This is a genomic window from Streptomyces sp. NBC_00386 (assembly GCF_036063235.1).
Lineage (GTDB): Bacteria > Actinomycetota > Actinomycetes > Streptomycetales > Streptomycetaceae > Streptomyces.
In genome coordinates this window covers 9,803,798-9,826,473 of sequence record NZ_CP107950.1, presented here as the reverse complement: position 1 = coordinate 9,826,473, position 22,676 = coordinate 9,803,798, and the positions used below count along the sequence as shown (strand labels likewise).

At 65.6% G+C, this 22,676-nt stretch carries 15 protein-coding genes and 2 pseudogenes; 12 read left to right on the top strand and 5 right to left on the bottom strand.

Annotated features, from left to right (window positions below; translation table 11 throughout):
- The first annotated feature begins 149 nt into the window (after positions 1 to 149).
- Complete coding sequence (locus OG780_RS43045; protein WP_328457690.1) at positions 150 to 353, top strand: hypothetical protein; 204 nt, start codon at positions 150 to 152, stop codon at positions 351 to 353.
- 27 nt (positions 354 to 380) lie between these two features.
- A pseudogene (locus OG780_RS43040) lies at positions 381 to 617 on the top strand (helix-turn-helix domain-containing protein); the annotation flags it as partial.
- Between the two features lie 36 nt (positions 618 to 653).
- Here the strand turns inward: OG780_RS43040 and OG780_RS43035 are convergent.
- Positions 654 to 2,057, bottom strand: a complete 1,404-nt coding sequence (locus OG780_RS43035; protein ID WP_328457688.1) for an IS701 family transposase — start codon at positions 2,055 to 2,057, stop codon at positions 654 to 656.
- Positions 2,058 to 2,219: 162 nt separating this feature from the next.
- Between OG780_RS43035 and OG780_RS44820 the strand changes: the two genes are divergently transcribed.
- The 3 genes and pseudogenes from OG780_RS44820 to OG780_RS43015 all read left to right on the top strand — a co-directional run.
- Positions 2,220 to 3,313 (top strand): IS630 family transposase gene (locus OG780_RS44820; RefSeq protein WP_443062286.1). Its coding sequence is split into 2 segments (ribosomal slippage): positions 2,220 to 2,676 and positions 2,676 to 3,313, totalling 1,095 coding nucleotides; the frame shifts between segments, so codons are not numbered across the junction.
- Between the two features lie 467 nt (positions 3,314 to 3,780).
- Complete coding sequence (locus OG780_RS43020; protein ID WP_328445778.1) at positions 3,781 to 5,007, top strand: IS110 family transposase; 1,227 nt, start codon at positions 3,781 to 3,783, stop codon at positions 5,005 to 5,007.
- A 21-nt stretch (positions 5,008 to 5,028) separates the two neighbouring features.
- Positions 5,029 to 5,154: pseudogene (locus tag OG780_RS43015) on the top strand (IS630 family transposase); the annotation flags it as partial.
- 4 nt (positions 5,155 to 5,158) lie between these two features.
- Here OG780_RS43015 and OG780_RS43010 read toward each other — a convergent pair.
- Positions 5,159 to 5,626, bottom strand: coding sequence for a hypothetical protein (locus tag OG780_RS43010; RefSeq protein ID WP_328457686.1), 468 nt, complete (start codon positions 5,624 to 5,626; stop codon positions 5,159 to 5,161).
- 501 nt (positions 5,627 to 6,127) lie between these two features.
- A complete protein-coding gene (locus OG780_RS43005; RefSeq protein WP_328457684.1) occupies positions 6,128 to 7,117 on the bottom strand; it encodes an ankyrin repeat domain-containing protein in 990 nt (329 codons plus the stop codon).
- A gap of 250 nt (positions 7,118 to 7,367) precedes the next feature.
- Between OG780_RS43005 and OG780_RS43000 the strand changes: the two genes are divergently transcribed.
- A complete protein-coding gene (locus OG780_RS43000; RefSeq protein ID WP_328457682.1) occupies positions 7,368 to 7,769 on the top strand; it encodes a GNAT family N-acetyltransferase in 402 nt (133 codons plus the stop codon).
- Positions 7,770 to 7,872: 103 nt separating this feature from the next.
- On the opposite strand, the gene OG780_RS42995 is transcribed toward OG780_RS43000, so the two are convergent.
- Entirely contained in the window at positions 7,873 to 8,652 is a 780-nt protein-coding gene (locus OG780_RS42995) for a hypothetical protein (RefSeq protein WP_328457680.1), read from the bottom strand.
- Between the two features lie 724 nt (positions 8,653 to 9,376).
- Between OG780_RS42995 and OG780_RS42990 the strand changes: the two genes are divergently transcribed.
- On the top strand, positions 9,377 to 9,877 hold the full coding sequence (locus OG780_RS42990) for a hypothetical protein (RefSeq protein ID WP_328457678.1): 501 nt from the start codon (positions 9,377 to 9,379) through the stop codon (positions 9,875 to 9,877).
- 1,063 nt (positions 9,878 to 10,940) lie between these two features.
- Here the strand turns inward: OG780_RS42990 and OG780_RS42985 are convergent.
- Positions 10,941 to 14,243: a CHAT domain-containing protein gene (locus OG780_RS42985; RefSeq protein WP_328457676.1), complete on the bottom strand. Its 3,303-nt coding sequence runs from the start codon at positions 14,241 to 14,243 to the stop codon at positions 10,941 to 10,943.
- Between the two features lie 1,086 nt (positions 14,244 to 15,329).
- Here OG780_RS42985 and OG780_RS42980 point away from each other — a divergent pair.
- From OG780_RS42980 to OG780_RS42960, 5 genes are all read left to right on the top strand, one after another.
- Positions 15,330 to 17,468, top strand: a complete 2,139-nt coding sequence (locus OG780_RS42980; protein ID WP_328457674.1) for a CHAT domain-containing protein — start codon at positions 15,330 to 15,332, stop codon at positions 17,466 to 17,468.
- Between the two features lie 2 nt (positions 17,469 to 17,470).
- Positions 17,471 to 17,827 (top strand): hypothetical protein, encoded by a 357-nt coding sequence (locus OG780_RS42975; RefSeq protein ID WP_328457672.1) that lies wholly within the window; start codon positions 17,471 to 17,473, stop codon positions 17,825 to 17,827.
- A 143-nt stretch (positions 17,828 to 17,970) separates the two neighbouring features.
- Positions 17,971 to 18,784 (top strand): IS5 family transposase gene (locus OG780_RS42970; RefSeq protein ID WP_328457670.1). Its coding sequence is split into 2 segments (ribosomal slippage): positions 17,971 to 18,320 and positions 18,319 to 18,784, totalling 816 coding nucleotides; the frame shifts between segments, so codons are not numbered across the junction.
- A gap of 162 nt (positions 18,785 to 18,946) precedes the next feature.
- Positions 18,947 to 21,115, top strand: coding sequence for a methyltransferase, FxLD system (fxlM, locus tag OG780_RS42965; RefSeq protein ID WP_328457668.1), 2,169 nt, complete (start codon positions 18,947 to 18,949; stop codon positions 21,113 to 21,115).
- Positions 21,116 to 21,175: 60 nt separating this feature from the next.
- A complete protein-coding gene (locus OG780_RS42960; RefSeq protein ID WP_328457666.1) occupies positions 21,176 to 22,672 on the top strand; it encodes a methyltransferase domain-containing protein in 1,497 nt (498 codons plus the stop codon).
- The last annotated feature ends 4 nt before the right edge of the window (positions 22,673 to 22,676 follow it).

Sequence of the window (22,676 nt, the reverse complement as noted above, 5' to 3'; positions counted from 1 at the left end):
TCAAAACACGAGCTGGCGGGATGCTCTGGTCCGGCGTAACGGTCAGCGACTCGTGGACGTTGATCGAGCCGGTACTGCTGTCATGGCCCGAGCAGTCGCCAGAGCCACGACCGGTGGACGACCGACTGTGCCTGCAGGGCATTTTTTAGATGCTCTACAACGACGTCCCCTGGCAACTCCTGCTGCTGGGGTTGGGGTTCGGCTCCGCACAGAGCCGCTGGCATCGTCTGGGGCGGTGGCAGCAGGATGGCGTCTTCGACCGTCTGCGCCGCATCCTGCTCACCGAACTGAACGCGGCTAGTGCTGTGACCGGGAAGGTTCGCCGGGTTGCTCGTCGTGCCGGTTGGAAATGACTTCTCCAGCCAGCGTGGGGAGGCGGGATGGCACAACCGGTCCGGGTTCGCAGGCTGACCGAGCAGGAGGGGCAGAAACTCCAACACATCGTCCGGCGAGGCAGTAGCAGCTCGGTGCGGTTCCGGCGAGCGATGATGTTGCTGGCCTCGGCCGGCGGCAGTACGGTCCCGGTCATAGCCCGTCTGGTCCAGGCGGATGAGGACACCGTCCGCGACCTGATCCACAAGTTCAACGAGATCGGGCTTGCATGCCTACCTAATCCCTTGCTACCGGTAGTTCGTTAAATCCGGCGGTAGAGGTCAATGCCGTGTCCGGTGGTGACCGCGTCGATGAGGGCCTGGAGTTCGGAGGGTGGGTTCGTGTCGGTCCAGGCTTGCCACCATCGGGTCAGGGTGATGGCGGGGGTGAGCCAGGAACGGACGGATCGTAAGGCCCTGGGCCAGCAGGGCTGTTGGGGCTGGTGGGACGGGGCGGGTCCCCCTCTCTGATCCCTTGTCGGGGCAGGGGTCCGGCGCGGTGGCATCCAGGGGTCCGGGTGGGGCGAACCATTGGTCCCAGCAGAAGGAGAAAGCGCAGTTGACCAGGGTCTGGTGGCGGCGGATGGCGCGGTCGGAGCGGACCTGGAAGTCGGCCCAGCCCAGTTCGTCCTTGACCTGCTTATAGCTCTGCTCGATCCAGGGCCGCAGGCCGTAGAGGCGGACGATCTCGGCGAGGTCGGCCGGCGGGCCGGTGGCGGCGTGAGGTGCGTCGGGGTGGGGCAGGTTGGTGGCCAGATACCAGGTGGCCTTCTCCGGCAGCTGGGCCGGGTCGGTGGTGGCCACGACCAGCCGGCAGGGCGAGTCGGGGCCGTAGCCGCCCAGGCGGGCATCGGCGGCCCACCAGGTCTCGCTGTGCCCGTCGCGGAAGTGACGCTCAACGGGCGTCCAGTCGCCTGGACGCTTGGCGTCCTTCCAGGTCAGGGCGTGGGCGGCTTCGATGGGGGTGTGTGGCTGGTCGGCCGGGGCCCAGGTGCCGCGGTGCGGTTTGAGCGCGACCACGTAGGCCAGGCCTGCCTCGCGCAGTGCGAGATACCAGGTGTCACTGACGGAGTAGGCGCAGTCGGCGACCACCGCCCGGCAGCCGAAGCCCGCCTCCTTCCCGCGGACCGCGAGAGCAGCGGACAGTTGAGGTTTCGTGCGAAAGGCCGGGTCGGACCGGCCGCGGGCGAAGTGGTGGGCGGGAGTGTAAGGAGTCGCGTGCAGCGGGTAGTACACGCGGCCGTCGGTCCACACCGTGGTCACCGTGACGATGCCGTTGTCCGTCTTGCCCAACCGGCCCAGCCACTGCCGACCCACGTTGGCGGTGGCCGTGCCGTCCTTGCGGTCCCCGGAGTCGTCGATCACGATGACCCCGCCGTCGTGCGGAGCCGTCGCCGACTGCTCACGCAGCAGTTCAAGCCGCCGGTCGTTGACCTGCTCCACCTCCCAGGGAGACTCGGACAGGAAGAACTGCAGCCGCTGCACTCCCGGCGTGCCCGCGCCGGCCACCGGCTCAGCTCCTGCCAGGCAGGTGATCGTCTTGTTCCGCTCCCGCGGCGCCAGCAGCCCGGTCAGATACTCACGAAACCCCCGCCGCTGTGCCAGGCTGAAGAACAGGTCGTCGAACCGGGCCGCGTACTCCTCCAACGGCCCCGGCGCGGGCGGACACGGACGCCGAGCAGTCATCTTCAGCCCCCAGCAAGGCAGTTGACTCCTACCACCGGCCTACGACCAACCCGCCTCGCCGTCAACCCACGCCACCACCGGATTTAACGAACTACCGCTACTGACCTTTTCGGGTTGTCTTCGGGTGGTGACGTTGGGTGATCCCTGCGGTATGCCGGTGTCATGCGGTATGCGGATGGTGGGGGCCTGACTGCTGAGCGGCGGGCTGCGCGTGAGGGGATCCGGCTGGAGGCCGGGCAGAGGTTCGCCCAGGGTGACCGGACTTCGGACATCGCCAAGGACCTGCGGGTGAGCGAGCGTTCGGTGGAGCAATGGCGCCGCAACTGGCGTGAGGGCGGCGTGGCGGGTCTGAAGTCGAAGGGCCCCGCGAAACTGCCGAAGCTGTCGGACGAACGGTTCGCCCTGCTGGAGACGGAGCTGGGCAAAGGGCCGGCCGTGCATGGCTGGGAAGACCAGCGGTGGACCCTGGAACGCGTCCAGACGTTGATCGGCCGCCAGTTCCAGGTCAGTTGCTCGGTCGCGGGAGTGTGGAGGCTGCTGCACCGTCACGGCTGGTCGTGGCAGTGTCCGGCCCGTCGGGCGCTGGAACGCGACGAGCATGCGGTCGAGTTGTGGAAGAAGGACGTGTGGCCGCAGGTGGAAGCGCCGCGGCGGCGCTCGGGGCCTTCATCGTCTTCGAGGACGAAGCCGGGTTCGCGATGACGCCGCCACGCGCCCGCACCTGGGGCCTGCGCGGGCAGACTCCCGTGGTCCGGGTGCGGGGACGCTCCCGGCGACGGATCTCGGTCGCCGCGCTGTGCTGCTACCGGCCCGGCGAGCGGTCCCGGCTGGTCTACCGGCCCCGTTTCCACCCGCTCCTCAAAGGCGCACGCAAGAGTTTTGCCTGGCAGGACTACCGCGACCTCCTGGTCCGCGCGCACCTGCAGCTCGGCGCCCCGATCGTGGTCGTCTGGGACAATCTGAACACCCATCGTGCCGCCGGGATGAGGAAGTACGCGGCCGACCACGACTGGCTCACCGTCATCCAGCTGCCCTCCTACAGCCCGGACCTGAACCCCGTCGAAGGCATCTGGTCCCTGCTGCGGCGCGGGTGGATGGCCAACACCGCATTCACCGACCCCGACCACCTCACCCGAACCCTCCGCCGAGGACTCGCCCACATCCAGCGCCACCCCGAACTCATCGACGGCTGCCTCACCGAGACCGGACTGACCCTCACCTCAGACGCCCCGAAGCCAATCCGAAAAGGTCAGTAACGGCAGTGCTGTAGGAGGTCTCTTCCTTCAGTCTGTTCGAGCAGGATCGCGATGCCTTCGGCAACCCTGGCTCGAGAAGGCCTCTGTGTAGACCGGCGGGCGGTCCTGGTGTTGTGGTGGTGGCGGTCGCGTGGACGTCGGGCGGATGTCTCATGCCTGCCTGGCCTCTGATGCCTCAGCGCAGATCGATAACGCTCGGCGTCTTCGCGCCCGCCGCCACTGCCGACATCTCACTGATTGATCACTCGTTGGTGTTGGTGGTGCGAGCCCATTCCACGGTGACTTCTTGTGATGCCCGAGCCGCTTGAGCTCCTGCATAGACCGAGGCCCGCGGGGTGCGCTGGTGTCACGAACGGCTAGTGAGGTGGCGGACCAGCCTCTGTGCTGAGTCCTGGGATTAGGTCGCTGCGTGGCCCGCTTGCGCTCGTGACCAGCGCAAATGCCTACCTATCGGAAGGGGAGGACCCTTGATTTACTGTGGCATCGACTGGGCAGAACGGACTCACGACGTCGCCCTCGTCAACGAGACTGGCGAATTATTGGCCAAGCGGCACATCACCGACGACGCGGCCGGCTACCAGCTGCTGCTGGACCTGCTCGCCGAATACGGCGACACCGAGGAGAACCCGATCCCGGTGGCCATCGAGACGTCCCGGGGCCTGCTGGTGGCAGTGCTGCGGACGGGCAAGCGGAAAGTGTTCGCGATCAACCCGATGGCCGCCGCCCGCTACCGTGACCGGCACAGCGTCTCCCGCAAGAAGTCCGACCCCGGTGACGCTCTGGTCCTGGCGAACATCCTGCGCACCGACATACACGCCCACCGGCCGCTGCCCGACGACAGCGACCTGGGCCGCGCCATCGCAGTCCTCGCCCGAGCCCAGCAGGATGCGACCTGGAACCGGCAGCAGATCTCCAACCAGCTCCGCTCCCTGCTGCGCGAGTACTATCCGGCCGCCCTGGACGCCTTCGCCACCTGGACCAATGGTCTGTGCCGGCCCGAGGCACGCGAGGTCCTCAAGACCGCCCCGACGCCCACAAGGGCCGTCAAGCTAAGCCGCGCGCAGATCCAGGCTGCGCTCAAGCGGGCCGGCCGCAAACGCGGCATCGAGGCTGAGGCCGACCGCCTCCGCGAGATCTTCCGCGCCGACTGGGCCCACCAGCCGCTCCTGGTCGAGGACGCGCTCGGCAAGCAGATGCTCGCCCTCCTGGTCCAGCTGGAAGCCGCCTGCACCGCCGCCGACGACCTCGCCGCAGCGGTCGAAGAGGCGTTCCCCCGACACCCGGACGCCGAAGTGCTGCTGAGCTTCCCCGGGCTCGGCATTCAGTTGGCCGCCCGGATCCTGGCTGAGATCGGGGACGACCACACCCGCTTCGCCGACGCCCGAGGCTTGAAGGCATACGCCGGTGCCTCGCCCATCACCCGCGCGTCCGGCAAGAAGTCCAGCATCACCCGACGCTGGGTGAAGAACGACCGCCTCAACCACGCCGGCTACCTCTGGGCCTTCGCTTCCCTGCGGCCATCGGCCGGAGCCAACGCCCACTACCGGCGCCGTCGCGAGACCGGAGACTGGCACGCGGCCGCGCAGAGAAACCTCTTCAACCGCATGCTCGGCCAGCTCTACCACTGCCTCCAGGACCACGAGTTGTTCGATGAACAGACCGCCTTCCCCACGGAGCTGACCGCCGCGGCTTGACGGCATAGCAACGTGAGGTGTCTGCGCTGGCGCAACCAGAACGTCCGCCACTCCGACGTCCTCGCAGCCCAACGACGTGAACGAGCCCGCATCCGCAGCGAGAAGGGTGTCCGCTGGGGAGGGCGTCCCACCACGGTGACGGCCTGAACGACTACACCTGCTCCTGATACACCCTGATCTCAGTCGGCTTGAGTCTGTGGATCCTTGCCCAGGCTGCTCGCTCGGTCAGTCCTTGAGCCCACTCTTCGAGATCGTCTCCGGCATCGTGGAAGAACCACGAGTCGAAGCTTCCGAGAGCCTCCAAGGCGGGTGCGAGTCCGTATCTGAGCTCGCAGTGGACCTGCACGTAATGGTCGTGATCACCGTCGCTGTCGGAGATCTCGAACTGCCGCGTGAGGTCCAGCGTGAACGCCGGAGAACCATCGAACGCGTGGGTCCCGTACTGGAACAGAAGACCGTCAACGTCAGGTGTGTTCGGGACGTCGAACAGCCGTCGGCCGAATCGGAGGAAGCCAAGCCAGAGGTCTTCCGTGACCAGATCGTCAAGCGCTCGTTTCCCTGACCCCAGTTCGCCCTCAAGCAGTCCCACGGCCTCGTCCATCGACGGTTTCCGCGTCATGCCCGACCTCCTCGTCCACCGCAGCCGGGCTCAGCGTACCGACCCCGGTGAACCTTCCCGGTCAGAGCACTAGCGAACTCGACTGGTCGCGGGCTTGTGTGGACGGCTCACACATCCGCGCGAAAGGAAGGAGGTGCCGACACCGGTCTGTCGGCGGTCGACCGGCGCAAGACGGGCAGCAAGCACCACCTGATCTGCTACTGACCCGGTATCCCGCTCAAGGTCATCACGACCGCAGCCAATGTCAACGACGTCATCCGGACACTCGCCCTGGTCGACCGCATCCCGCCCGTCTCGGCCGTCCTCGTCAACGCCTCGAAGCCCTGCTTGGCAACGAGGGCTACGACTTCACACCCAACCGCGACGAACTCCGCAAGCACCAGTCCTCCAACACCTGGTCGAAGGACGAGGGAGGAACTCTCAACCCCGGCGATCAGCGCGTCCAACCCAGTTTCGTACCCGGCGCACGCCGCAACGATCGCGCTGGTCCGATCAAGTCGCTCAACGCGTACCATTCGCTGCTCGCTCCGCGAGCAAGGGCATCAAGCGCTCTCGCCACGTGTCGAGACTAATCATTCCGCTGGACATGCCTCCGTGGGCGTATTCCGCCCGGTACACGGAGGACTGCCGATCCCCGGCGAGGTCCAGGCCAACGAGCTCACTGAACGCTGCCTGCAGACGGCTGACCACTTCGTCGACCGATGTCGCGACGTCAGCATCAGACAGGTGAGCACGAAGGGCCCGCCAGAGGTAGGGGTCGCCACGCAGACCCCACCGTTCCGGCTCAGGATCGAAGAGGTCAGCCATCGTCACGGCGACCGGGGTGGGCACTGTCCACGGTTCGCCCGACGGCTCGTAGACGCAGTCGGTAGTGATGCGAAATACCGGCGACGAACCGTAGTCCATCTTGCCTTTGGCCTCGACGTTCAGTTCGCAACCGCGGAGCGCGATGACGAAGATGCCGCCGCTTATCCGGATCCAGTACGCGGGTGGGTCGAGTTCGGTGAGAACCTCAAGATCGGGCAGGCGCAGATCACGTGAGGCGCTCTTGTCGTACCTGGTGACCAGGGCGAACAGGTTTCGCTGCAAACCGGCGAGGACGTCGCCGGGAACGTGGTGCTTGACCTCGGGCTCCAAGACCCGCGCGAGGTAGTGGTGCCCGCGTCTAGCTGCAACATCGACAGGCCGCTCTCCGGCGCTGTTCCGCAAGGTGCGCCACGCCCCGTACTCGAGGAGGCGTTGCGCAATGTCGGTGGAAACTCCATGCCACGCGGCCTGGTGGAGCGGCGCGTACCGTCTCTTTCCACCCGGACGCACGGCGTTGACCCAACTGCGCTTGTCCCTGGGACTCAAGACGGCGAAGACGCGCTGCCAGTTACCGTCGCGGGTGGCATTGGCCAGTTCATCCCGCTGTGCCACTTCATCCGAAGGAAGAATGGCCCGGCCGATATGCCCGTCCCACTGCGCGATGCCTTCGAGGTCGTAGAACATGCGAATGAGTGTACGACCAGTGATCATCCTTATAGGGATTGCCGAGCAGCTCCGCGAGTGCCGCGATTGTTGCGGGTGCCGCGGTGCCAGGGCTTGATCACCTGCACCTTCGGTGAGAAGGCATGCCTCTCTGTTGCTCATACGGATGCGTACTGGAGAGCTCAGAGTGATGGCGTGCGAGCCCGACTGCCGTCCATGGGTGGCGGTAGCTCCGGCGGGTTATCTACGTACCTACAGTCCACCCCACCTGATGCCCGAGATCACCTACAGCCGGTACGACGGCGCGGACGCCGCCGACCAGCTCGACGAGTTCGCGCCCGCCTACGAGGAGATCTACGCCGAGCCCCCGTACCTGGAGAGTCCGCGCGACGTCGCCGAGTTCATCGAGCACTACGCCGTACAGGCCCGCCGCCCGGGGATGCGCCTCGTCCTGGCCCGCGAGGGCGACGAGGTGGTCGGCTTCACGTACGGCTACTACCTCGCCCCAGACACCCGCTGGTGGGCCAACCTCCAGGACGTGCAGCTCCCCGACGAGGTCACGCGCGAGGACGGAGTCGGCGCACGTTCGTCGTCATCGAGATGGCCGTCCGCAAGCCGTGGCGCCGTCGAGGGATCTCGGCGGTCCTCCACGGCCAACTCCTGGACGGGGTGACCGCCGAGCGGGTCACGCTGACCGTACGGCCCGAGCCGGAGGCCGCGGCCGCGGCCGCGCGCACCGCGTACCTCTCGTGGGGCTACGAACTGGTCGGCACATCTCATCCATGGGATGACGCGCCGCTGTACGACTGCCTGCTGCGCCCGCTCCCGTAACAAGCCGCGCGGCGCCGCGGCCCAACGCCGTCGGCATGCGGGCCGCCGTCCAGGACCATAACCTGACGGCCTCGGGCACACCGCGGAGGTCGTGCCCCGATCCGTCTGGCTTCCAGGAGCCGGTACTGGTCCACCAGGGTCTCGTCCACGCCGACCTGCGTGTGGATCTCGGCGGGCACGGTGCGGTGGATGCGACCGCGTTCGGAGCGAGGGCAGGCCGGGGTGCCGGCGAGCTTCTTGCCCGCGAGGGACAGCGCGGTCCAGATCAGCCCGTCAACGGCGGCCAGGAGCGCCGTGTTCTGCGCGGCGGACGCGGGCAGCGGGTCGGGGGTCTCCTGCGTCTCGTCAACCGGCAGGTCGGTGCCGGTGGGTTCCGCGCCGGTGTCCTGCTCCTCGTCCTGCTGCGCTTGCTCCTCCTGCTCGGCTTCCTTGTCGGCCTTCGAGTTGGTCTCGGTCTCGCTGGGCACGTCGTCGTCGAAGCCGGTCTCGCGGCGGAGGGCGCCGTCGGAGATGACACCGCGGTCGTACACCTGGAGGGCGGTCTCGGAGCGGTTGGCGCGCACCCGCAGCGGGCTGGAGTCGTACCAGATGAGGTATCGGTGCCAGTCCTCGACGCCCTCGGCCTGGAGGAACGGGCGCAGCCACTGCTGCGTGAGGGCGCGGCACATGGTCGCGAGCCGCAGTTCGATCGCGAGGCGGATCGCTTCGGCCGTGAGACCCCACAAGCCCCAATGGTTGATATCCCCCAGACCGATCGCGAATCGCTTGATGGCCTCTTCGCGGAGGCGGATCGCGAGTTCGTCGAAGTTCGACTCGAAGGTGATCAGCTTGAACTCGCTGATCGTGTCCGGGGAAACTTCCAGGACGACGGGGACAGTCGCGGCCGCGCGAACGGCCGCCTACGGGATCGCCCGGCACCGGTAGGTGCCCAAAGGCGACCTCCGCTGCCGACGACGTCCTCCAGAGCAAGGCTGGCCGTGTCGGCGAGCGTGGCCAGGGTCCAGGATGCAGCCGTCAAACAGCGGGCGCAGCACCGCCTCCGCCGCGGGCGTGAACTCGAACGTGGTACCGCGACCGAAATATCACCGGGCACCGGGACGGAAACGGTGACAAACGAAGAAGCAGATAGCGGTCCGGCTTTCGAGCCATGAGCCGTCGATCGGGATGCTGATGGCACCACTGGAGCCAGACCAGAGCCCACAGCAGGTCACGGCGTCGGTCAGGCAGAGCATGGGACCCACCAAGCAAGGAGATAACAGGGGCGGCAAGGGCCAGTTGATATAGTGCGTGTGGGCTCCCAAGGCCCGTGCCTGTACGGGCGTCTGGATTCCGACCATCCGATGGACGCTGGGCAGAAGAAGCTCCGCTTCAGTGGCAACAGCGCACTCATCATGTCGGTCTTTCACCTCCGGCACGGCGAGGTCGGCGACGTGTCTGAAAGAGATCGTCATGGCAAAGAGCAAGCAGCAGCGCATCGCCCGTATCCGGGCGCACATCGCCCAGGAGACCTACCAGCAGGCACTGGATGCTGTCATAGCAGGCGGCAAAGCTATTCCGGGGCTGAGCCCGGAATACTCCTCCGCGATCTCCCGTGACTACCCCAAGGGCGGATACACCGCCCTGTGGACGTGCCCAGAGTGTTGGTGCGAAGGCGTGCTCAATCTCCAGACCCTGCCAGCGCTTCACCGACTGCTGACTGCCGAACAGCGCGAGGACGTCACGGCCACCATCGCAGATGCCCTAGATCACGGCGACAAGGCAACCGCTCTCAGGATTGCGGAAGACGTGAGCAGGCAATCAGAGCTGAAGATGCCACCTATCGACGCGGCCTGGCTCTGCCTCGTCTGCATCACCGAGTACGGCAAGAACGACATCACCGCCTGCGAAAATTGCAGGCACCTCACCACCGACCCCGAACTGAGTATCTGTGGCTGGTGCTGGGACCGCTGAACCGTACAACCTCAACGGGGACTGACACGAAAAGGGACTGTCAGCCACCGGGATCTCCGCCAGGGCGCCCACTACATCGTGATCGTCAAGGGCAGCCAGAAGAAGCTGCGCCGACAGCTCAAGTCCCTTCCCTGGAAGGACATCCCGCTTCAGGGGCACACCCGGCGCATCGGCCACGGCTGCTCGGAGATCCACCGGCCGGTCTACGCCGTCACCAGCCTCATCGCCGAGCAGGCCACCTCGGCCCAGCTCACCGAACTCGTTCGCGGCCACTGGAAGATCGAAGCCCTGCACTGCACCATGTCCGCGGCACCACCTTCGCCGAGGACTCCTCCCATCTGCGGACCGGAAACGCTCCCCGCGCGATGGCCACCTGCGCAACCTCACCATGGGAGCCCTCCGTACGGCCGGAGTGAAGAACATCGCGGCTGGCCTCCGCCGCAACACCCGCGACCCCTGCCGACCCCTCGCACTCCTCGGCCTCGAATGATCATGAACCGGACATCATGTGACTACACCGAAGCCCTGGCCCGTGTACCTGCCGAACCATCAGACGACAATGGCTTCAAGCTCGGGGATATTGGGATGCAGTGGGTATATTTGTGTTGAGATTACCGGTTAGTCGAACCGGTTCCGGGAAGCTAGCTTTTTCCGCGCATTCCCTGCAGACGAGGACTACGAGTGCTTTATGGCCGCTAGCCGCATGCTCGGCAGCTATGTGGAGCGCCCGTTCGATCGGTGTTTTCAACGTCTGCAGGTTCGCTACGATGAAATAATCCTCGCCCTCAAATCCGAGAGCCGTGTCAGTGGAATTGCCACATGCGCAGCAACCGTCGATGACACTCATTATGCAACTCACCTTCCCGACCATCTGAGTGCTTCGTGCACCACAACAGATATGGACTTGCCGGTAGAGAGATCTTGTTGAACCGTTCTATGCCGTTTCGTGCAGATTGTGCCTCCAACCGTATTTGTTGTCTTGAGCTTGGCGTCCGAGTTACAGAGGGTCGGCCGCCCGTGGCTGCTGTCGTTTCGCCCAACGTGGTCGGCGGGCGTCGCAGGATCAGGGGCCAGCGTGGATGTAGGGAGCCCACCGCAGAGGGTCGCCTGGGGCGTTTGCGCGAAGCTCGCAGACCGCGGCGTGCACGGCAAAAGCGGCTTCTCCAGCATCCGGTTCCAGGGTGTCGGTGGCGTCCAGTTCGGCGTAGATCTTGTTAGCTACCCAGGCCGACGTCTTATCCAGCACCGGCCACATCGTGGCGACGACGTGCTGATAACCCGCAAGTTGGAACGCGGTGGCCAGGTGGACCGCCTCGTCCGGGATCGCTGCTCCGCCTCGGAAGGTGCTACAGGCGGACAGGAAGGCGAGTGCAGCGTCGTCGGCCTGGAGCCGTGAGATGTCGACGATGGTCAAGGGAGCGCCGTGGAGGAGCAGGTGGCTGTTCGAAGGGCTCGTCATATCGCTGTACGCATGGCAGGCGAAGTGCGCCCATGAGCAGTTCCGGAGTGCTGCAAGGACGCGATCGTGCGTCGCTTTTGCCGCTAGCAGGAACTCAGCTTTGGGGAATCGGTGGGTGATGATCTGTGCCTCCACTTCTGCTCCCGGGAGGTCGCTTTGCCCGGGGGTGTGAGGCATGGCCACGACGAGTTGACGGGTTGTGTGGTCACGTTGCTCCACGGACCAGGTGCGATCAGTTTCCAGTTCCTGGTCGTGATCTTCCTTCCGCCGGACTTTCTGCAAGGCGTCCACGGTTGATGTGTAGGAGGAGATCGCCCGGTCCAGCACCGTGGGCGGCGCGGTCTGCGTCAGGAGATCGTGGTGGCCGGCCGCGTGAAGGGGCAGGAAGTTGAGCAGCCCAGTCGGCGACCACCAGATCCGCGGCCAAGCCTGCGTAGGCTCGTGCGGCGCGGTCAGGCCAAGGTGCGTAAGTACCGGCTCGGCAAGTGCGTCCCACATCCAGCCAAGCGTGCTCTCCACGCGCTCTGTTGCGTCCTTGTGCTTCTGCCGGGCAGTCTCGACCGCAGTAAGAAACTTCTGCACTTGTTCGACTACCGCTTCGGGGGTGAGGTCGGGCAGCGGCACGACCTGCACCCCCTGGGGGGTGAGAATGATGGCGTCAGAGCGATACGCGCTGACGTTGACGGTGATGATCGAACCTTCCAGGGCGGCAGGGAGCAGTTCATCCAGGCCCGGGGCCAGCAAGAAGCGTTGCAGCTCAGGTTCTGGCCTGTTGCGAATCTTTTGGATCAGGAGGTCCCACTGACGAGCCAGCTCATAGCGCCGATCCGCTACGCCTTTCGGAACCGATCCGAGATCATCAGTTCTGATTGATGCAGTGTAGAGGTCGTCGTCCAGTGCTCCGCGAAGCTGGTCAAACTCTGCGGCCAGACCAGAGTCGCAATCGTGTAGTTCGGTGAGGTCACTGCGCGACTCCAGCGCCTGGGAAAGCAGAATTCCGCGCCCCTGCTCCAGCAGTTCCACGGCTTGGTCTACCTTGTCGCACTGCAGGGCAGCGGCCGCGGCATCGGAGGCAAGCCCCGGGAAACGGGTCAGTTGATGCTCTTGGTCGCTTCGCTGCAGATGGCGTGCGGCCACACGTGGCAACAAGCCGACGGCCATCGCCAGCCCTTCGGCCGCTTCTTCCCAGTGCCCGGCTGCAGCCTCGAGACGGCCCCAGTCACGAGCAGCGCCTAGGCGGATGCTGGGCGGCGCAGCGGTCACACCCGCCGCTTCTCGCAACACCGTTGCAGCTTCCTCGCCTGCGGCATGGCTCCCGGGGCCTGCTTGCCGCTGTTGGGCGTTCAACACGCTACCGAGGTTCACCAGGAGCTTCGCACGGTCAGGGTGTGGGGGTTTTGCGGGGGCCGCTTCCACCGCTTCCCGGGAAACTTGGACCGCTTCCTCCAAGGCGGACACGTCTCCCGTGCACTCATAGCGGGCTTGCAGCGCGAGCCCCAGACCGGACAAAACGATGCCTAGATTCGGGCTGTCTTCCGGACTTTCTTCCATAGCCTGCTTCAACACGGTGATCGCCTCGGTGAGGGGACCCAAGGCGCCAGTCTGTTCGTGCTGGGTTATCAGCGTGCCGCCCAGGTTGGCCAAGATGCCGGCTCGTCGAGAATCGCCAAGCGAAACTTCGGCGACCGCCTCCCGGCTCGCGCGTAGCGCTTCCTCAATCGTTGCCTCGTCCGGTATCCGCTCGTAGCGCACTCTCAAAGCATTGCTGAGGCCCGTCAGGAATCCCGGCTTGAGAGGGGCGCCGAGGGGTGTCACGGCGACGGCTTCGCGCAGGGCGTCGATGGCATCGTCAAGCGTGGTGAGGTCGCCTGTCGCGTCGTATCGAACGCGCAAGGTGATTCCGAGGGCGGCCAAGTTGGCCCCACGCCCTTTGTGCCCGAGTGGAGTCTCCTTGACGGCATCCCGGTAGAACCCCACTGCCTCCTCGAGCGTGGCGGGGTCCCCCGTGCGCTTGTACCAGAGCAGCAGGCCGCCGGCGAGACTGCCCAACGAGGACCACCGGAGGGGGTGACCGGGCGCAGTCTCGGCCAGTGCTTTTCGGCCCAGGTCGATGGCTTCCTTCAGCGCTTCTGGATCCTCCATTCGCTCGTGCCAGGCCTGCAGCGCGCTACCCAGGGCGAATCCAAAGCCGGAGCGCTCCTCAGGGGAGCTTTTCCTGACCGCTTCGCGCAGTGTGGAGATGGCTGCCTCAAGCGCCTTCACGTCGTCCGTGCGCTCGTGCCACACGTGGAGCGTTTGACCGTAGTGGGACAGGTAGCGGGCCAGTGTCGCATTGTCTGCTTCGGTTTCTTTGCCTGCCGCAACTGCCTCCCAGCCCACTCGTACGGCCTCCGCAAGCACGGTCAGATCCCCCGTGTTGGCGTGCAAGTCCACCAACGCGCTACACAGAGTTGACAGATACCCCGCCCGACGGGGATCAATGGTTGCTGTGTGCTGCACCGCGCACCGCAGCAGGCTTATAGCCTCCTCGATTGCATGTCGGTCTTGGGTATCGGCCTCATCCAGCAGGTCAACGGCACGGTTATGCCAGGCAGTCACCTCGTTGAGCCGCTCTTTGATCTGCCCGGGAACACCCTCTGGGACCGTCCGGTAGACCGGACTGAGAAGCTCAAAAGCCTGCTCCAGTTCCTCGGGGCCTTGGCCTTCCGGAAGGGCGAGGTACCGGTCCCAATGCAGGAGTCCGACCGCGCACAAGGCTTCCCAGTCGGACACCGGATCGGTACGGCTGTCCAACAAGGCGTCGGCCTCCGCCAGGGCCCCAGGTTCAAGGACGGCTTGCGGATCTCTCGTTGCGTGAAAATCTCTCAACCTTTCCATCACGGCAACTAGCAAACTCTCCCGCGTCATGCGCCCTTCACCCCATCACTTCTTACCTTGTCATCTGCAGCTTCAGAGCCACTGTGGCGGCAGTCGCGGATCCGGGGAGCGCTCGTTGCATCTATGCAAGTTCCGCGACCGAAAATGGGCTTCTCGCGAACTCGGTCAGAGCTTTTCTGAATTCTGAGCAGCCAAGGGGATGTTGCAACCTTGTTGTCGAGTCGCGGGCGCGGCATGACGGTGTAGAACGAGGACTCCACAGGAGGATTCCCCCAGCAAGGGGGCCTACCTAGTTCGCGCAGGGAGGACGCGTAGGGGAACAAGGCTGTTCGCGCACCCCGTTCGCATAGCACAGCGCCCTCGGATGGTTTCGTGGCGGCTGACTCCATCGACAGGTTCACCCACCGGGGTGTGTGAGTCACCGATCACAGTTGAGAGATGCGATGGGTTAGTACCAGTCGCTGGGCTGAACGAGGACCGTCGGGTTGGGTGTTCCTGCGGGTTCAGGAGGCGGAAATTTGCCAGACTTTTCTACGCAACTCGGGCAGGCAAGCAGGGGCAAATCTTCATACTCTTGATGGTTGAAAACCTCGCTTGGTTCACACTCAAGGAGGTTACCGATCATATATTTCGCTTCACCGGGCGGAACCCCTAGTGCCATCAGGACGCCGGTCAGCCACTTGCCACCGCCCCGAAGACAGAGAAGCGTGTCCGTAGGTTCCCTGCAGATGATGCATGTTGGCTGCATGACCACTCCAATGAACGTTTCTACCTGTTGCTCATCGGGCCTACTACCAGTGTGCGCCGCAGCCTTCAACTCTTCCAGTCAAGCCCACACCTGATCACATTTATTTGTTGACAGATCATCTAGTGCGGATTTGATCCAAAGGTAGATACACTTCCACTGGAGTGTTGTCTTGCAACTGCTGACTGCAGACGAGATGACCTTGTATGGCCGGTGTGATCATGGCGACGACGCATGCCTCCAACACGCCGTGCGAGCCGTTCGCGACGGACAAGACCTTCGCAAACCCTCAACTGTCGAGATACCCCCTCCCGGTGGACCTAGGTGCATGCGTGCGCCTGAACAGACCGCCACACGACAGGAGGCTCGTGATGGACCAGAACATTATCGATGTCGCCCGCATAATCAGGCGCCACCTACCTGAACTCGTCGGCGACGAAGCCGGCACATACGACAACGAACTCAAGGACCTGCTCGCGCAAGCCCGCGACGGCATGGACGTCAGCGACGAGATCATGGCCATTCTGACCCGCCCCAAAGTGAAGGAGTGGGCAAAACAGTCATTCGAGTACCACAGAACACTAACCTTCCCTGAGACCCCGGAACCAGTTACCGCCCCACGCCCGGACCAGACCGACCGGAGCACTCACCACCCACCGGCACCCCCGTCCGGTCCGGTCATTTCCGGTAAATACAGACGCCCCGTGTTGCATGGCGAGGGCATACAACCTCGTGAGGAAGCACGGTTTGTCAACGTATTTGTCTCCCGTCCGGGCGAGGAAGGAGCGGTACGCGAGCTGGCCGTTTCAACGGACTACGAGGTCTTGTTGAACATTGGCCTACGCCTTAATGCGAGCCTCCTGCGGGAGCAGGAGGCAGCTTGGCCTGAGGAGTTGGTGCCTGAGGGGGGCGTGTGGTTGCACGCGGCACTGTTGCTGGACGGAATGCAGGAATCCGTAACCGTCCCCCTCTTCCTACCGCCAACTGGAGAGAGCTTCTGTTGTGCCTGTGAGCCTGGCTCTGGACACGGCCGGGAGTGCGCAAGGCGAAGGTGGGTCCGCTTTGCGGTCAAGACTCCAGAGCAACCGGCCACCGTCCGGGGCGAACTAGTCATCTACTACGAGGCCGCCGCTGTCGTCGCAATCGAGTTGGAGTTGCCGGTCGCAGAGTCGGGAGCGGCGCCGAATGCTTCGGTCGTCGGGCGCCTGAGCACAACGTTCAACGACCTGGGCAAACTGACGCGCCGCACGGCGTCCCTACTGGTGTCGTCGACATCGCAGCGGGTGGTAGTCAACGGCGTAGGCTTCCTGGACAACCCGTTCGCAATCAGCGCTGGCGCCGCAGACACATCCGCTCTCAACGCCCGCGAGGCCCTCTTCAACAGCCACATTGAGGTGCGCGACGGCCACTTGCGCTCCCTCTACGACAGCACGTTCAGCAAGACGAATGCGGCCTACGAGAGGGATCTGCGTCGTTTGGCTCGCGAAGGCGCCGAATTGTATTCCGGACTGTTCAACTCACCAAGCGGTGACCACACTGCCGCATTCTCACTGCCGCCCCTCCTCCGCCATGAAGCACGCTTGCGTGATCGCCCGCCGGTACTGCAGATCGTCGACGATCGATTCGACGAACACGCCATGCTCTGGTCGATGGTGTACGACCTACCCGTCGGGAGCGATATTGATCGCTACCAGCCGTGCCCAGCAGTGCGCGCGTACGGCCCCGAAAGCACGGTCACCCACATTCCACCGGTCTGCCCCTGGGAGGACCAACACAAGGATCAAGGCGACGTGCTGTGTCCATACGGGTTTTGGGGTTTGTCGTGCATCGTGGAACAGCCCCCGACAGTTCACCGTGATCTAGAGACGACGGTCTTGAGGGACCCGAAGGAAGTCGCGGTCCTGGCCGCAGTCGGCGGGTCGCTGAACAAGCGCCTCACCACTGCCCACTTGGACCGGTTGCGCGCCGGTCCGCCCACCTGTGGCCTCTCCATCGCCACAGGTACGAAAGTGGCTGGTGCACTCGGGCCGGAAGCCATGGACATCGTCTACTTCTACTGTCACTGCGGTTACGACGTGCGCAGTGATACGGCCGCCGCTGACCGCTACCTCGACCTAGGAGAGGTCAGGATGCAGCCGTTGGACATCACCACGTGGGCGAGAGCAAAGTGGGATGACCCTCACTGGCCGCGGCGCCGCCCCTTGGTCATCCTCAATGGCTGTCACACCGCCGAAACCACCAGCGGAACACTGAACAGCTTCGTGCCCGCCTTCACGACATGGGCAGGCGCATCTGGCGTTCTAGGCACCGAGGTGACGCTCGAGCAGGGCGTGGCCGGTTGGACGGTGGAGGAACTGCTCACCCGACTGCTGAGCGGCGCCTCCATCGGAGAGGCCCTACACGGGACCCGCTGGGCCATGCTGCGTCGGGGAAACGTCATGGGCCTGGCGTACACCGCCTACTGTCTCGCCAATCTCACCCTGCGGCCGCCGAAGACCAGTCAGGAGTAGCTATGGGCAGCTCACAGACTGTCATGTCCGTCGGTGCCTGCTGCTTCGGCATCGCAATCGGCTACATCACCTATCGCACTCTGGTCCGCGCCGAAAGATCGGCTGTCTCCGACCTGGCTACGGTGGTTACCGCTGTCGGCGGCGGGGCTGTGACTGGCCTGTTTGACCCACAGCAGGGAGACACGTTCGGCTGGTACTCCATCGGACTGCTCGTAGGTCTGTCCGTGTTCTTCCTGCTCTTCTTTGCCATGAACGGGAAGGCAGCCACGGCCGTCTTCATGGGCGCCCCAGACGCCGGCCAGACGCAGAAAGACACAACTACGAAAACCACCGGGGCAGACGTACGTCCGCGCCGCTAACCAGAGATGCGGAACTCGCCGTTGCCGAGGCAGGTGTGGCGACGGTGAGCGTGAGGGTCAGTCCGTCGGGTCCGGGAGTCGGTACTCGTATTTGCGGGGCCTAACACCGTGTCCTACATGGTCAGTTGGTCGTTGGCGGGGTCATGGGGAGTGGACGGTGGGGATGGATCGTGCCGGACGGATTGTGGGAGATCGCGGAGCCGTTGCTGCCGTCGGCACGCGTGCGTCCGCAGGGCGGCGGGATGGCCGACATCGATGATGAGGCGGTGTTCGCGGCGATGATCTATGTCCTGGTCAGTGGCTGTGCCCGGCGGGCCTTGCCTCCGTGTTTTGGGGCGTCGAAGTCGACAGTGCACCGCCGGTTCCTGATCTGGTCGCGAGCCGGCGTCTGGGGACGGCTGCACCAGAAGGTGCTCGAGCTGCTCGTCGGCCAGGGGCTGGTCGACCTGTCCCGGGCGGTACTGGACTCCGCTCATGTCCGCGCTAAAAAGGGGCGAACTTGCAGGTCCGTCTCCCGTGGACCGGGGCAAGCCGGGTTCCAAGATGCACATCCTGTCCGACGCGAACGGACTGCCTCTACGCGTCGGCCTCTCTGCAGGGAACACTCACGACAGCCTCGGGCTGAAGCCGATGGTCGCCCATTTCCACGTAGGACACGAATCCCACAGCGAGCATTCCAAGCCCGAGCGACTCCACGCCGACAAGGCCTACGACATCCCTGACCTGCGGAAATGGCTACACAGCCAGCATATTGGTGTCCGCATCGCGCGCAAGGGAATCGACTCAAGCGAACGCCTGGGCCGCCGGCGGTGGGTCATCGAGCGCACGATCTCCTGGCTCACCGGATACCGCCGCCTGTCCCCCCGTTACGAGCGCCATCCCCACAACTACCTGGCCTTCCTTGGTCTCGCCGCCGCCATCTGCTGCTACAAACGCTTCCTCAAACTGACCATGTAGGACACGGTGTTAATGCGGGACACCTCGCCGAACACGGCACGCACGACGAACTCATCGCCCAACGCGGCCGGTACGCCGCCATGTTCGACGCGCAGGCCGCCCAGTACGCCCCACCACGGCCAGCATCTCGACCCCCGCCGCACCCAGCGTCCCGGACCCCGCATGACCCGCTCGACCGAAAGGCCCGCCGTGACGACACCCCCGACCACCGACCTCGACGAAGCCAGTGCCCTGCGCCACCAGCTCGCCGACCAGCTCGCCGAATCCGGCCACATCCGAACCCCCGCGGTCGACGAGGCCCTGCGCACCGTGCCCAGGCACGCGTTCGCCCCCGAAGTACCGGTCCAGAAGGCATACGCCAACGACATCGTCGCCACTCGCCACAGCGACGACGGCAGCACCATCAGCTCCATCTCCGCGCCCTGGCTGCAGGCCGACATGCTCGAAGCCGCCCGCATCCGGCCCGGCCACCGCGTCCTGGAGATCGGCTCCGGCGGCTACAACGCCGCCCTCGTCGCAGAACTCGTCGGCCCGGCTGGCACAGTCACCACCCTGGACATCGACCCGGTCGTCACCGACCGCGCCACCAGCTTCCTCACCCAGACCGGATACGACCGCGTCCAGGTGGTCACCGCGGACGCCGAGCACCTGCCCGTCGGCATCGTGCCGGACGGCGGCTTCGACGCCATCCTGGTCACCGTCGACACCTGGGACCTGCCCTGGATCGACGCTCTCACCGAGGGCGGACGCCTCGTCGCGCCGCTCCGTCTGCACGGATACCACTGGTCCATCGGCTTCACCAAGCGCGACGGGGTTCTGCACAGCGACGAGCCGCTCGTCGTCTGCGGCTTCGTCGCCATGCAGGGCGACGGTGCCTGGGACCCGAACCGGCGCACCGTCCCCGGCACCGGCATCCACCTGTCCTGGGAGGACGGCACCCCCATGCCGGTCGACCAGCTCGCCCCCGCCTTCACCCTCGAACCGAGCGTGGCGCACACCCACGTCACCGTCGGCGGCCAGGAACCCTTCGACGCCCTGGCCCTCTACCTGGCCGGCGCCCTGCCCGGCTTCTGCCGCCTGTCGATCGACCCCGACGGCGACAACGGGGTCCTGAACCCGCCGCCCCAACACTGGCCCGGCGCCGCGATCGTCCGCGGAACCTCCCTCGCGCGGCTGGCCACCGAGCGCCTCTCCGACGGAGACGACGGCAACGGCCTGTACGAGTTCGTGGTCCACGGCTACGGTCCCCACGGCCACCTGGCTGCAAAGGAAATGGTCGAACAGGTCCAGCACTGGCAGCGCAACCACCGCGCCGCCCTCTGCCCGCGCATCACCATCCACCCTGTGGACGACAGCAGCCCCGCGCCCGCGACCGGCGCTGCGCACGTGTTCGTCAAAAAGCACACACGCGTCGCGATCGACTGGCCGACGATTCCCGGCACCGCGGCCCTGCTCACCGACGACGACGGCCGCTACCTGCTCCACCTTCGCTCGGCGAACAAACCGATCTGGCGCCCCGGACACTGGGCCCTGCTCGGCGGCAACACCGAGAAGGGCGAGACCTGCGATGAAGCCATCACCCGGGAACTCGACGAGGAGATCGGTCGCGTCATCCCCGACCTGACCGGTTTCGTCACGCTCGACACCCGCAACGCGGACGGCACCTTCAACAACCGGGTGCGCGTCTACCACGGCACGCTGAACACCCCCGCGCACGAGATCGAACTCCGCGAGGGCATCCAGCTTCGCTGGACCCGCATCGAGGAAATCGACGAGATGGCCATGGACCCCGGCGCCGCCGCGGTCCTGCGCGCCCACCACCAAGCGGACCAGCCCAGTGAGCGCCAGGACGCGACGCTTCCTGTGGTGGAAGTCCGCGAGCCGCGCGACCACCGCAGCCGCAGCATCATCGGCGCCCACCTCGTCCTCATCCGCGACGGCGCCGTCCTGTTGGGTAGACGCCACCCGGACAGCGCCTTCGCCCCGTCGACCTGGCACCTGCCTGCCGGTCACCGCGAGGAAACGGAGTCCGCCCTCACCTGCATGGTCCGGGAAGCGGAGGAAGAGACTGGACTGCGCATCGCCGAGGGCGACTTGTCGCTCGTCCACGTCCTCGACCTGCTCGACCCCGGAAGCATGATCCCCCGGGTCCAATTCTTCTTCTCGCCTTCCCGCTGGGAGGGCGAGCCCGTCGTCCGCGAACCGGAGTGCTGCACCGAATGGCGTTTCTGGCCGCTGAACGCCCTGCCCGATCCCACCGTCGAGTACACGCGCGTCGCCTTGGAGGCCATCTCACGCGGCGCCCTGTACACCCCCATGGGCTGGACCTGACGGCCATCCATCCACCGCCCCCGTGAAGGCTGTCGTTTCAAGGAAGGACGTGCCGTGCGCATGTTCGCCACGCAGGAGGAATGGGACCGCAGTTACGCCGAAGGCCGCCGCTATCGCCGGCTCAGGGACTGCGAACGGTTACTGCTGGCCACCCACACGCCGTGCCCATCCGATGGCCGGGCCCTCGACATCGGGTGCGGAGTCGGCGAACTCGCAGCCCACCTCAGCACCCTTGGCTACAGCGTGGACGCTGTGGACTGGTCCAAAGCCGCTGTGGCAGAGGCCGCCGACCGACATGCCACCGCCGTCCGATGGCTCTGCCTCGACATCGAGAACGACAACGGGGCACCCCTGTCCGCCGATGGCTACGACCTCATCACCCTCCGGTTCGTCGTTCCGTTCCTCACATCCCGAGAACGCACCCTGCAGGCTCTTGGCCGAAGGCTGCGGCCCGGCGGCACCATCGTGATCATCACGCCGCGCGCCGACGGAACGCCGGCCGATCGGCGTCGCATCGCGCTCGACGAGAACGAACTCACCGAGGTGCAGACCGGCTGGGCAAGCACGATGCGCCACGACACCGAGGACATGGCCTTCGTGATCCTGCGCGAACCGTGCCACACCGAAGAAACCCCCCAAGAGTGTTCCCCCACCGTCGAAACACAGGGCACCCCGACCGGCGCCCGAAGTACCGGGCCAACTGCGCACGCAACACCGCACCGGCATCATTTCCGCCTGCTCGGGCGCTACTACAAGCAGGTGGAGTCGGGCCGCAAGACGATCGAGGTCCGCGTCGCCACTCGGGAGAAGGCGGCCGTCAAGGCCAGCGACACCATCGTCTTCCACGACCGGGACAGCGGCCGGGAACTCGACATCATCGTGAAACGGATCACCTCGTACGCCTCGTTCGAGGACCTGCTCAGTGGAAAGGACCCCGCCCGCATCGACCCGGACGGGCCGCCCGACGATCTGTTGGCCGGCCTCCGGGGGATCTACCCACCGGCCAAGGAGGCGCTCGGCGTCCTCGCGTTCGAGTTCGACCACCGTCCTGCCCGGCCCGGCCGCCCCATGCCGATGACCCCCGCGCAGTACGCGCAGACCGTTCCCCATCACACGGTGTACGGCTGCCTGTACGTCCGTGACGAGTACGACCGGCCGGTCCAGCTGCGTTCGGTGTACGGCGGCCGATTCTGGCAGTTTCCGGGCGGGAACACAGACGCCGGCGAGGATCCCCTGGAGACCGCGCGCCGTGAAACGGCCGAGGAGACCGGGCTCCAACTCGGCCAGGACCAGCCCCGTCTCCTGCTCACGCACTACCTCCACCCCGGGCCCTACCAGCCCATGGGCAAGATCGGCTTCATCTTCGACGGCGGCACCCTCACCACTGAACAACTACGGCAGATTCGCCTCGACCCGGCCGAGCACGACCTCTGGGCGATCCACGACCTCGACGAGTGGCAACGCCTGATGGGCAAGGCGGCGTTCACCCGCCTGGAGGCCGTCGTACGCGCCCGCGCCGGTAGCGGCCCGCAGTACCTCGTCACCGGACCCGCCTGACCTT